Annotated in this window: 9 protein-coding genes; 4 read left to right on the forward strand and 5 right to left on the reverse strand. The window is 66.7% G+C overall.

The genetic code is table 11. The features are described from left to right. The first annotated feature begins 103 nt into the window (after positions 1 to 103). The gene (locus LAQ74_RS03805; protein WP_224335237.1) at positions 104 to 2,860 is read left to right on the forward strand and encodes an ATP-dependent helicase; all 2,757 of its coding nucleotides are present in this window, start codon (positions 104 to 106) and stop codon (positions 2,858 to 2,860) included. 59 nt (positions 2,861 to 2,919) lie between these two features. On the opposite strand, the gene LAQ74_RS03810 is transcribed toward LAQ74_RS03805, so the two are convergent. Both LAQ74_RS03810 and LAQ74_RS03815 read right to left on the reverse strand, forming a co-directional pair. Beyond that, positions 2,920 to 3,426, reverse strand: coding sequence for a DUF6789 family protein (locus LAQ74_RS03810; protein WP_224335238.1), 507 nt, complete (start codon positions 3,424 to 3,426; stop codon positions 2,920 to 2,922). A gap of 86 nt (positions 3,427 to 3,512) precedes the next feature. After that, the gene (locus tag LAQ74_RS03815; protein WP_224335239.1) at positions 3,513 to 6,230 is read right to left on the reverse strand and encodes an AAA domain-containing protein; all 2,718 of its coding nucleotides are present in this window, start codon (positions 6,228 to 6,230) and stop codon (positions 3,513 to 3,515) included. Positions 6,231 to 6,370: 140 nt separating this feature from the next. Here LAQ74_RS03815 and LAQ74_RS03820 point away from each other — a divergent pair, with 140 nt between their 5' ends. The 3 genes from LAQ74_RS03820 (at position 6,371) to LAQ74_RS03830 (ending at position 7,793) form a co-directional block, all read left to right on the forward strand. Then, entirely contained in the window at positions 6,371 to 6,787 is a 417-nt protein-coding gene (locus LAQ74_RS03820) for a hypothetical protein (protein WP_224335240.1), read from the forward strand. 54 nt (positions 6,788 to 6,841) lie between these two features. Then, a complete protein-coding gene (locus LAQ74_RS03825; protein ID WP_224335242.1) occupies positions 6,842 to 7,393 on the forward strand; it encodes a hypothetical protein in 552 nt (183 codons plus the stop codon). A gap of 184 nt (positions 7,394 to 7,577) precedes the next feature. Then, complete coding sequence (locus LAQ74_RS03830; RefSeq protein ID WP_224335244.1) at positions 7,578 to 7,793, forward strand: hypothetical protein; 216 nt, start codon at positions 7,578 to 7,580, stop codon at positions 7,791 to 7,793. Between the two features lie 53 nt (positions 7,794 to 7,846). Here the strand turns inward: LAQ74_RS03830 and LAQ74_RS03835 are convergent, their stop codons facing one another. From LAQ74_RS03835 to LAQ74_RS03845, 3 genes are all read right to left on the reverse strand, one after another. Further along, the gene (locus LAQ74_RS03835) at positions 7,847 to 10,066 is read right to left on the reverse strand and encodes a glycoside hydrolase family 3 N-terminal domain-containing protein (protein ID WP_224335248.1); all 2,220 of its coding nucleotides are present in this window, start codon (positions 10,064 to 10,066) and stop codon (positions 7,847 to 7,849) included. 92 nt (positions 10,067 to 10,158) lie between these two features. Beyond that, positions 10,159 to 11,115 (reverse strand): zinc-dependent metalloprotease, encoded by a 957-nt coding sequence (locus LAQ74_RS03840; protein WP_224335250.1) that lies wholly within the window; start codon positions 11,113 to 11,115, stop codon positions 10,159 to 10,161. 90 nt (positions 11,116 to 11,205) lie between these two features. Continuing rightward, positions 11,206 to 11,577, reverse strand: coding sequence for a hypothetical protein (locus LAQ74_RS03845; RefSeq protein WP_224335252.1), 372 nt, complete (start codon positions 11,575 to 11,577; stop codon positions 11,206 to 11,208). Between the last annotated feature and the right edge of the window lie 109 nt (positions 11,578 to 11,686).

The following is an 11,686-nucleotide window of genomic DNA, read 5'->3' on the forward strand; positions in this document are numbered from 1 at the left end:
TCCCGACGACACAGCGGTCGTCTCTGACAATACGGCGTTCAACGTCGACGAGACCGAACGCACCAACACAACCGACTTACCGCCTCGGTTCCCAGAGAGGACAATGAGTGGCCGGGGGCTGTTGGCGGCGTCGGGTGTCGATTTCGACGCCGAGACGGTGACCATCGAGGACGAGTCGGTGCTCGAACTGTTGGAACCGGCGGTCCGCGAGTGGTGGATCGACCAGTTCGGCGCGTACGTCCCCGGAAACGGCGGCTTCTTCACGCCGCCGCAGCGCGAGGCAGTGCCGCTCATCCACGAGCGGCGGAACGCGCTCATCTGCGCGCCGACGGGGTCGGGAAAGACCCTCGCATCGTTCACCGCCATCATCAACGAACTGTTTCGCCGCGACAGAGAGCGCGAAGCGGGGCTAGAGAACTCGGTGTACTGCCTCTACATCTCGCCGCTGAAGTCGCTCGCCAACGACATCCACCGCAACTTGGAGGTTCCGCTCGACGGCATCTCCGAGCGGATGGCCGAGCGCGGCGTCGACACCGAGATTCGCCACGCCATCCGTCACGGCGACACCGAGTCGGCGGCGCGCCAGCGGATGCTGGAGGAGACGCCGCACATCCTCAACACCACGCCCGAGACGCTCGCCATCCTGCTCAACTCGCCGAAGTTCAAGGAGAAGCTCCGGACGGTGGAGTACGTCGTCGTCGACGAGATTCACAGCCTCGCCGAGAACAAGCGGGGAACCCACCTGTCGGTGTCGCTGGAGCGCCTCGAAAATCTGACCGAGTCGTCGCCGACGCGCATCGGCTGTTCGGCCACCGTCGAACCGCTGTCGACGATGGCCGAGTTCCTCGTCGCCGAGGAGGACGGCGAGACCCGCGAGTACGAGATCGTCGACACCCGGTTCGTCCGCGACTTCGACATCCGACTGGAGTGTCCGACCGACGACCTCATCGACACGCCGCGACAGGTCGTTCAAGCGCGCTTCTACGACCGCCTGCACGACCTCGTCACCTCGCACACGAACACGCTCGTCTTCACGAACACCCGGTCGGGCGCAGAGCGCGTGTTGCAGAACCTCCGGGAGACGTTCCCCGACTCGTTCGACGAGTCGAACTCGGGCTGTCACCACGGGTCGCTCTCGAAGGACCGCCGCCACGAGATAGAGCGGCAGTTGAAGGCGGGCGAGTTGGACGTGGTCACCACCTCGACCAGCCTCGAACTCGGCATCGACATGCCGCACATCGACCTCGTCGTGCAGGTCGGGTCGCCGAAGTCCGTCGCCTCGCTACTGCAGCGAATCGGCCGCGCGGGCCACCGCCTCGGCGAGACGGTGCAGGGCCGCGTCGTCGCCCTCGACCGCGACGAACTCGTCGAGTGTGCGGTGATGCTCAAGAAGGCCGAAGAGGGGTTCGTCGACCGGGTGTTCGTCCCCGAGAACGCCTACGACGTGGCGAGCCAACAGGTGTACGGGATGGCGATAAACGGCGTGAAGCGCGAGGCCGAGGTGAAGGCGACGCTCCGGCGGGCCTACCCGTACCGCAACTTCTCTGACGGGGAGTGGGAGCGTCTGATGGCGTATCTCACGGCTGATTACGCGGGACTAGAGGAGAAGAACGTCTACGCGAAGATCTGGCGCGACACGAACGACGCGCCCGACGGCGAGCACCACTACGAGGAGTTCGACGTGGGCGAACCGCTCATCGGCAAGCGCGGGCGGTTGGCGCGCGTCATCTACATGACGAACATCGGCACGATCCCCGACTCGTTCACGTGTGACGTGTACGTTCGCGGGTCGAACGAGTGGGTCGGCAACTTGGACGAGAACTACCTCGACACCTTGGAGAAGGGCGACGTGTTCGTCCTCGGCGGGTCGAACTTCGAGTTCAGCTACCGCCGCGGGTCGAAAGTGTACGTCGATAGGACGAGTTCGCGGCCGACGGTCCCCTCGTGGTTCTCCGAGCGCCTGCCGCTGTCGTACGACCTCGGCCGCGAGATTCTCGACTTTCAGGGCGAACTGCTCTCGCGCTTGGCGAGCGGCGGCCGACCGGGCGTCCGCACGTGGCTCCGCGAGTTCCCGATGGACGAAAACAGCGTCCGCGCCGTGGCCCGGACGTTCGACGAACAGGTGCGCTACGCCGGGCCGGGCGCGGTGAGCACCGACACGTGCATCACCGTTGAGGAGGTGCTCGACAGAGACGAGTACCGGCGCAACTTCTACGTCCACTCGAACTACGGCCGGCGGTTCAACGACGGCCTCTCGCGACTCGTCGCCGCCCGCTGCGCGCGACGCTCGAACACGAACGTCAAAGTCGCCGTCGCCGACAACGGCTTCACTATCTCGATGCCGCTGAACCGAAAAGTCGACGTGGCGGACGTGATTCGGGCGTTAGACCCCGGAAGCGTCCGCGAGGAACTCCGACGAGCGCTCGCCGGGACCGACCTCCTCAAGCGCTACTTCCGCATCAACGCGACGCGCTCGCTGATGATTCTGAAGCGGTACAAGGGGTACGAGAAGACCGCCGCCCAGCAGCAGGTCTCCTCGGAGATGCTGCTGTCGTTCGCCCAGGAACTCGACTCGTTCGCCGTGATGGAGGAGACGTATCGAGAGATAATCGAGGACAAACTCAACGTCGCGGGGATAACCGAAGTGCTGCGCGACGTACGGGCGGGCGACGTCGACGTCACGCACCGCGAGCTCGACTCGCCGTCGCCGCGGGCGTTCGGCCTCGCGACGCTGATGGCCAGCGACGTGGTGCTCGCCGAAGACGAGTCGGCGGTGCTCAGGGAGTTCCACGCGCGCGTCCTCGACGAACTGAACGACGACGAGAGAGCGCGGGCCGACCTCACGGGAGTCGACGACTGAAACGCGAGAGACGATGGGCCGACGGGTACGCGCTTACACTTCGTACTGCGGAATCGCACTCAAACCTCGTACTGCGGAATCGCCGCGTAGCGGTCGTACAGTAGGCCGAGGACGTAGCCGTACACCCAGTGGGCGACGAGCGTGAGGGCGAGGTAGCCCGCCAGCGTCGCGCCCGTCTGCTCGGTGTAGAACGCGATGATAAAGCCCGTCCAGACGATGGTCGCGTACGAGACGCCGCGGCGCGCGAGCGTCTTTCCGGGGAGGAACACCGCCAGCGAGACGAAGAGCAACGGCAACGAGGTCATCCCGCCGGCGACGAAGATGAACATCCCGATGGGAAAGCTCTCGCCGAGCATCACGATCTCGGCCAACCCCGCGAACGCCGACGGTTCGATCACGCCCAAGAGGAGACCGACGGCGAGTATCGGCGTCATCGCGACCATCCCGCCGAACCCGGCCCCAGCGGCGACGGTGACCATGTCGAGGCTCAGCCCCGCCTCCTGGTCTGGCGTCTCCTGCGTCACACCGGTGTCTGTCATCGCCGGGTTGTCCGGGCCGTTCGACATAGTTCGGTAGTAGGATGGAGAGTCCAAAAGCGTTCGCGCGGGTTCAGAATCGCCGGAGAGTCTGCAACGGTGAGTACTCCCGCGGGTCACCGCGCCCAGTCGAGCATCCGCGCGTAGAACTCGTCCGACTCCAGAGCCTCCGCGTCGCCGACGAGCACGAGCGACTTCTTCGCCCGTGTGAGCGCGACGTTCACTCTCCGATAGTCCTCGAACAGCGGGCCGTCCAACTCGCCGGTGGCGACGAAGGAGACGACGATGACCTCCTTGCTCGACCCCTGAAACCGGTCGACGGTGTCGACGGTCACATCGAGGCGCTTCGTGAGTTCGGCGACCTGCGCGCGGAACGGCGCGATGACGCCGACGTCGTCGGGGTCGACGCCCGCCGCGAGGAACGACTCGACCACCTCGGCGACCCGATTCGCTTCGACGGGGTTGGCGTTGCCCTCTCTCCGCCCATCTGGGTCGACGAACGAGACGCCGCCGCGCAGCGCCTCGGGCAGCGTCGACTCGTCGACGCCCGGCAGGTCCGAGAGTCGTTGAGCGGCGACTTCGCCCGTCGCCGGACGCAACTGGCCGTCGTAGAACTCGGCCGAGGAGAACGCCTGAATCCGCTGGGCCATCCGGTACTGGCGGTCGAGCATCACCGACGCCTCGGGATAGGCATCGATGAGTCGCTCGAACAGCGATTGCTGGAGGTCGTTCTCGGCGCGGACCACGGGCGGCAGTTGCTCGTGGTCGCCGACGAGGACGAACCGCTCGGCGAGATTGAGCGCCGCGAGCGTGCCGGGTTCGGTGAGTTGCGACGCCTCGTCGACGAGCGCCACGTCGAACGCCTGCTCACGGAGGATACGAGAGCCGCAGGAGGCCGTCGTCGCGGCGACGACGGAGGCCTGAGTGAGTTCCGCCGCGCGCTCGTTCGGGTCGCCGCTGCGGACGAGACGGAGGTCCTGCATGTCGTCGCGGACGCCGTTCTCCGTGCCGACCCGAACTATATCCTCGAAGCCCTGGTCGCGGAGCGCTTCGAGCGCGTTGTCGACGGCGCGGTTCGTGAACGCGGTGAGAAGCACCCGGTCGCCCCGCTCGACCAGCGCGCGAATCGTCCGAGCGATGGTGTACGTCTTCCCCGTGCCGGGCGGGCCGTGGACGAGCGCGCAGTCTTCGGCGTTGACCGCGAGGTTCACCGCCGCGTTCTGCGCCTCGTTGTTGTCGATGAATTCGATGCTTTCGTCTCGGAACTCGGGTGCTCGACGGCCGAACAGCACGTCTTTGCGGTCCGTATCCCCCTTCAGCAGCGCGTCGTGCAACGCCGTCAGCATCCGGTCCACGGAGAGGTCGGAGGGATACACGTCGAGGCGGCAGAGGTCGACGGGTTCGTCGGTGGTGACGACGACTTCCTCACCTAGTTTTTCGATACGGCACAACTCCGCGTGCCCTGCCACCGGGTCGCCGTCGGAGGCGAGCGCCACGTCGCCCTCGCGGAGTTTCGAGACGGCGTCGTCCGACTTCTTCGCGCGGAGTTCCCACCGACCGCCGGGTAGTTCGCGGCGGCCGAGCGGTTCGAGACCGATGACCGCTCTGTCGTCGTCGGCGCGTTCTTCGGCCGTCTGCTCCCAGAGCTTCCGGTACTCCTTGTGCGTCTCGCGGCGCTCCTCTTCGATGGCCGCGTACAGTCGCTCGAAGTAGTCGAGTTCGTCGTCGGGGAGCGGCCTGCCGATCTGTCCGGCTTTCGAGCGCTGGTTCAGGCGGCCGGAGACGACCATACAGGTGTCCTGCTCGAAGCAGTACTGGCACTTCGCGTCGGCTTCGAACCCCGTCGGCACGTCGCCGTGGTACTCCATCGCCGCGATCTCGTTTCGGGTGCGGACGACGAAGTCGAGGAGTCCTTTGCCGATGGAGAAGTCCTTGGCCGGCGAGAGGTCGCCGGTCTCCTCCGAGCGGTCGAGCGCCGTGTTCTTCGTGTAGAGGAGGGTCCCGGTATCGACGGGGACGCCGCGTTCTTCGAGCAGCAGGGCGTAGCAGGCCGCCTGAATCTTGTCCTGGAATCTGGGGTCGCGCCTGAGGTTCTTCCCCGTCTTGAGTTCGACGGGCGACCCGCGGCGGAGCGCGTCGGCGCGCCCTTTCACGCCGAAGGTGGGGCTGATGAGGGTGTACTCCGAGCGCCACTCGTCCTCCGTGGGACTACCGTCCCACTCCGGTGAGACGTCTGCCGACATCTCGCTGTCGGTGAGCGCCCCCTGCGCCAACCAACCCTCGATGGCGGCGGCGTTTCTCCTGACTTCGTCTTCGACCTCTCTGCGCTCGCGGCCGAGCAACCCGAGTTGGAGGCCCGCCTCCGCGACGCGGTCGGAGATGGCGTCGTCGAGGTCACAGCCCCGCAGGAGGTCGCCGAACACCTCGTGGACGATGGTCCCCTTCACCACTGGGTAGTTCAGGGGGATGCCCGAGAGCTTGTTCAGGTAGTACATCCGCGGGCACTGCACCCACGAGCGGATGTCGGTCACGTTGACGAGGAAGCCCGGTTCGAGCACGACGTAGGAGTCGGAGCCGGTCGTGTAGCTCACCTCGCCCTGATACTCGTTCGGCTCCGCTTCGGTCAGGAGTAGTTCCATCCCCTCGTCGGCGTGTTCGGCGGTGTGGGTCCACTTGCCCCACAACGTCACCGTCACCGAGTCGTCGCCGTCGAGCAGCGCTTCGGCGTTCTCACCAGTCGGTCGGACCGCGACGTCGGCGACGTTGCGCTCGCCGTACTTCGTCTCGACCGTCCGAGGACCGTCGACAGCGACGATCTGACCGCGTACGTTCACTACGAGGCCCTGCGCCCCGTGTCTGAAAAACCCTGTCGGTCGGTCGAGCGAAATCGGAGTACGGAAGGAGTCGCCGCTCCGAGAGGCCGATATGTGCGACGGGAGCGACAGACCGGACGGCCACGAGACGAGCGAGAGCGATGAGTGAGCGAGCGAACACCGACGAGAGTGCGGACGCGACTGACGCTGCCGAGACGGCCGAAAACTCGGAGCCGGCCGACGAAGGCGATTCGACCCAGCAGTTCGGCCGGAAGTGGCGACTGCTGCTCCTCGGACTCCTCGGCTTCGTGGCCGTGACGACGGTGCTCCAGTACCAAGTCGAAGGCGTGAGTGCGCTCCCCGAGATCGCCGTGAGCCTCTACGTGGTCGCCGTCGTCGCTTACGGCGTCGTCGCCGACGCGATGCGAACGCGCCGGTTCCGCATCGCGCTCTACGCCGGGGCCGTCGCGTGGGGCGGCGTCAGACTCGCGGGCGGCGACACGACGCTCGTCACCTATGCGCTCTTGGGAATCGGTGCGTTCCTCCTGACGAGGGAACTGACGTTCACGGACCGTTAGCGGCCGAGACTGTCCGACCGACACACTCATTCGAGGGGCACGCCAACGCGGACCATGCGCGTGAGAGCGTGGCGAGACATCCTCGAAGACGTGACCGAGGACGGCACCGACGCCGAGGAGTGGCGAGCGGTCGCCGGTCACCGACGCGACGGTGTCGGCGAGGACCTCGTGCTCGGCCACCCGAGTCGCGGCGTCTACTTCCTGAAGACGTACGCGAAGAACCCCTACGAACTCCGCGGCGTTGGCGCACAGGTCGCCCGCCGCGTCGACGACGGCATCGGCCCGCTACTACCGAACCGCGAGAGCGACGGTCGATTCGCCGTCCAAAATCCTCCAGAAGACGAAACACACGCGAAGACGATGGCCAAACGGCTACGGGAGACAGTTCGCGTTCACGGCGACGCCCCGACGACGCCCGACGACTTCTTCACCGACCTGATGGAGGCGCTCGACAGCCCCGCGTTCGGCCCGATGGAGTTCGACGCCGACGAACGACCCGACTCGCTCGACGCGTTCGCCGACGAGTTCGAGGAGGCCGAACGACTGCTCGACGCCGAACTCGACGACCTGGTCGAGGAGGACGAGGTCGGCCGCGGCTTCCAGTGATCGGTGACCGCGACCGAGTGCAGCCGCATCTACTCGGGTACAGCTGGGCTATCGCCGAACGCAGTCGAGTCCCATCGACAGCGTGGAGACGGTTCGACAGCGTTGAAATGCCCCCGAACCGTGGATTGCATATGAACGTCTTCGACGCGACGCTGCCCGACGGCCGAGGAGGGAGCTCCGACTGATGGTCGGGCCGAGTCTCTCGGACGACGAGCGCGACGCCGCCTCGTTTCGACTGAAACTGTTCTTCGTCGTGCTCGTCGGCGCGTCCGGCGGTCTCATCGCCCTCCAGGTCGATCCGACGCCGCTGGAACTCGCGCTCTCGGTGCTCGGTGGACTGCTTGTCGGCTGGCTGCTGCTGGTGTTTCTCGTCCGCTCGTTCCGGCAGGAACCGCGGTAGTCCAGACACGCGAAATCCGGTCGTCTTTCGGCGTTACTTGGCCTTACTCGACGTCACTCGACGACATCGAACGACGCCTCCGCGCCGCCGACGAGCACTCGGTACTCGCCGGATTCGACGACGTGGCCCTCGCGGGGTTTGTAGAAGTCGAACTCGCTCGCCGGAATCGAAATCGTGAGCGACTCCGACTCGCCGGGGTCGACCGACACCTGGTCGAAGCCGACCAACCAGCGTTCGGGGCGGACGCGCGAACTCACCTCCTGGTGGGCGTAGACGTGGACCGTCTCGGTCCCCGGTCGGTCACCCGTGTTCGAGACGGTCACGGTCACGTCGAGTTCGCCCTCCTCCCCGAGCTCGGCGTTCTCGACCCCGAGATCGTCGTACTCGAACGTCGTGTAGCTCAGCCCGTGGCCGAACTCGTACAGCGGGGCGTACGACGGCGGGTGTTCGTCGTCGCCGATGGGCCGCGGGTGCGCGAGGTGGTCGTGATTTTGGGGCAGGTCGCCCGTCGATCGCGGCACCGAGATGGGGAGCCGTCCGCTGGGGTCGTTCTCGCCGAACAGCGTCTCGGCGACGGCGTGGCCGCCCTCGGTGCCGGGGAAGTACGCCATCAGGAGGCCCGCGGCGTTGCGGTCGAGCCAGTCGACGATGAGCGGGCGGCCTGTCACGAGGACGCCGACGACGGGCGTTCCGGTCTCGTGAACGCGGCGGGCGAGTTCGCGCTGCGCTTCCGACAACTGGAGTTCCGAGCGCGTAGGCCACTCGCCAGTCCGGACGCCCGCCTGCGCGGCGGGGCCGAACTCGTGGAGGTACCAGCCCTCACCGAGCGCCAACACGGCCACGTCGGCCTCGGCGGCTTTTTCGACGGCGGCGTCCACGTCGAGTGTCTCGCTGAGCGTCGCACCCTGTTCGTAGGAGACGCTCGTGCCGTGGTCTTCACTCTTCGCGCGAAGCGCCTCCAGAATCGTCTCGCCTGCGGCGTCGTCGGCGTCGAGTACACTCCACCCGCCGAGTTGATGGATTATATCGTCGGCGTTCGGACCACCGACGAACACGTCCTCGTCGCCCGACAGCGGGAGGACGCCGTCGTTCCTCAACAGCGTCATGCTGGCACGGGCGGCGTCGCGCGCCACCTCGCGGTGGTCGTCGCAGCCGACTGTCTCGCTCACCATCTCGGCGTTGACGTACGGGTCCTCGAAGAGCCCAAGCGCGAACTTGCGTTCGAGCACGCGGCGGACGCTCGCGTCGAGTACCTCCTCGTCGAGGTCGCCGCTCTCCACGAGGTCGACGAGATTCTCGGCGTGTTCGACGTTGCCGACAGAGGCCACGTCGAGTCCGGCAGCGTGGGCCTGCTGGACGGAATCACGCTGGTCTTCTGCTGTTTTGTGGTCGTCCGCGAGGTGGCGGACGCCGTTCCAGTCGGAGACGACGTGACCGTCGAACGCCATCTCCTCGCGGAGGAGTTCGGTGAGCACGGTCCGGGAACCGTGGGAAGGCTCGCCGTTGACCGAGTTGTAGCTCGGCATCACGGAGTCGACGCCCGCCGCGATTGCGTCCTCGAACGGTCGGACGAACGTGTTTCGGAGCTTGTACTCCGACACGTCGACGGGCGAGGCGTCCTCGCCGCGCTCGGGTTCGCTGTAGGCAGGGAAGTGTTTCGCCGTCGCGAGAACGGGGTCGTCGCTCTCCTGGTAGCCGCGCACCTTCGCCGCGGCCATCTTTGCGCAGAGCAGCGGACTCTCGCCGAACGTCTCGAAGGTGCGCCCCCAGCGCGGGTCGCGCGCTACGTCACACGTCGGCGAGTAGTTCTGGTGCACGCCGGTGGTTCTCATCTCCCTCGCGGTGATTTTCGCGCCCGCCTCGATCAACTCGGGGTCCCACGTCGCCGCCGCGCCGAGACCGTTCGGGAAGACGGTGGTGTCGGCGACGTAGGCGTGGCCGTGGACGGCGTCGACGTTGAACAGGAGGGGAATCCCGAGTTGGGTCTCCTCGCGGGCGACGCGCTGGAGGTCGTTGGCGATCTCGGCGACCTCGGCGGGGTCCGTCGCGAGCGGCGCGGCCCAGCCGAACGGCGCGGCGACGCCGAGGTGGTGCTCGCGAACCGCGTCGGCGACGTCCTCGAAATCGTGCCCCTCGCGGAGATGGCCGCCCCAGGTCCCGACGAGCTGTCCGGCCTTCTCCTCGACGGTCATCCGGTCGAGGAGGTCCGAAACGCGCTCGTCGGTGTCGATGTCCGGTCGGCGATACGGCGGCGTCGTTTCGTCGTCACTCATGGCTGATAGTAACGGAAATAGCGTGAAGAAGGTTCAGGCGTCGGCGACCCGAATCGAGCGGCCGGTCGGTCGAGTGTCGGGTTGTCGAGGTCTCAGGGGTCGACGCGCGCCAGCCAGAGGCCGGGGTCGTCGAGTTCTTTGTTGGTCGGCAGGTTCTCGGGTTTCTCCCACACCTTGCTGGCGGCGGCGACGCCGCGGACCTCGGCGACGGACTCGAAGAAGCGTGCGCCGCGTTCGTACTGGCGGCGCTTGAGGCCCAATCCAAGAAGACGGCGGGCGAGTTGCGCCAGCGGGCCGCCGCCGCGGCGGCGCGCGTCAAGTTTCCGCCGGAGGTCCTCGTAGTCGTCGTCGAACGCGCGGTCCATCAGCAGTTCCGCGTAGCCCTCGACGGCCGTCATCGCGGTGTCGAGTTCGCGGAACGCCTCGCGGTCGATGCTTCCTTCGGTGAGCGCGTCGACGCCGCGCTCCATCCGCGATTCGAGGTGGCCCGAGAGCCACGGGGCCGCGCCGAACTCCGCGGCGTGCGAGACTTCGTGGAACGCGATCCAGCGGCGGAAGCGCGGGTAGTCGACGTTCAACTGGTCGGCGACCTTCCGGATGTTGGGGTGGACGAAGTAGAGGCCGTGGTCGTCGTCACCCTCCGCGAGGAGGAGGGGGTCGTACTGTCCGAGGACGTTGCTACCGAGAAACGAGAGCATGAACGCCATCGACCCGGTGTTGAGCGTGCGGGCGACGCCGGGGAACACGCCGTCGGCGCGCTCTTCGAGCGGACGCATCACGCGCTCGAACGTGCGGATGTTGGCGTCGATCCAGTGGTGGCGGTTCTGCACCTCGATGGCGTCCGGAAGCTCGAACTCGACGTCGCCGACCGTTCGGAGGCGGGCGCGAGCGTCGCGCACGTCGGCGGCGTAACCCGCGCGCTCGTCCGTCGAGAGGTTGAGACTGCCGGGTTCGGTGGCGGATTTGGCGGCCTCCGCGACGGCGCCCCAGTCGATGACGCCGGTGCCCGACGCGCCCGCGACGGCACGGACACTACGGTAGAGGTTCATACACGCTCTCCGTGCGCACGACAGAAAACGCTTCGCGTAGAGACGGGTAGTGAGAGACGGCGCAGGCGGGAGCGAAACGCCCGAACGGCGTTAGGCCTCTTCGCTCAGTTCGTCCAGTTCTTCGAGTTCGTCGAACCCGGCGTCGTCGCCCATCAAGGTCTTGGCAGCCGCCGCGACGACGACAACCAACACGAGCGCGAGCAGGAGTTTCCCGCCGTTGCCGCCGGACTCCGTCTCGTCGGCCTCCGTCGACTCGTCTGCGTCGACCGCCGTCTCTATCTGGTCGACGTCGCCGCCGTCGCTCGTCGCTCCTCTCCCGAGCAGTTTCGAGACGCGACCCTTGGCCGACTCGACCGCCTCGCGCTGTTGGTCGTCCTCGCCGCCGAACATCGGCGCGGTGTTCGTCGGACTGAAACTGAATCCATCGTGCAGGTGCACCTCGAATATCGTGAAGTCTGCCATGGCAGTAGATAATCCGGCGAGGACGGACTTAGACGTTGTGGCGGGAGAGACGCCGCCGTGGTGGTGAACGCTCGATACTCGCACTCACACTCACTCGACTCCATCGGCG

Source organism: Haloprofundus halobius (genome assembly GCF_020097835.1).
Classification (GTDB): Archaea; Halobacteriota; Halobacteria; order Halobacteriales; family Haloferacaceae; genus Haloprofundus; species Haloprofundus halobius.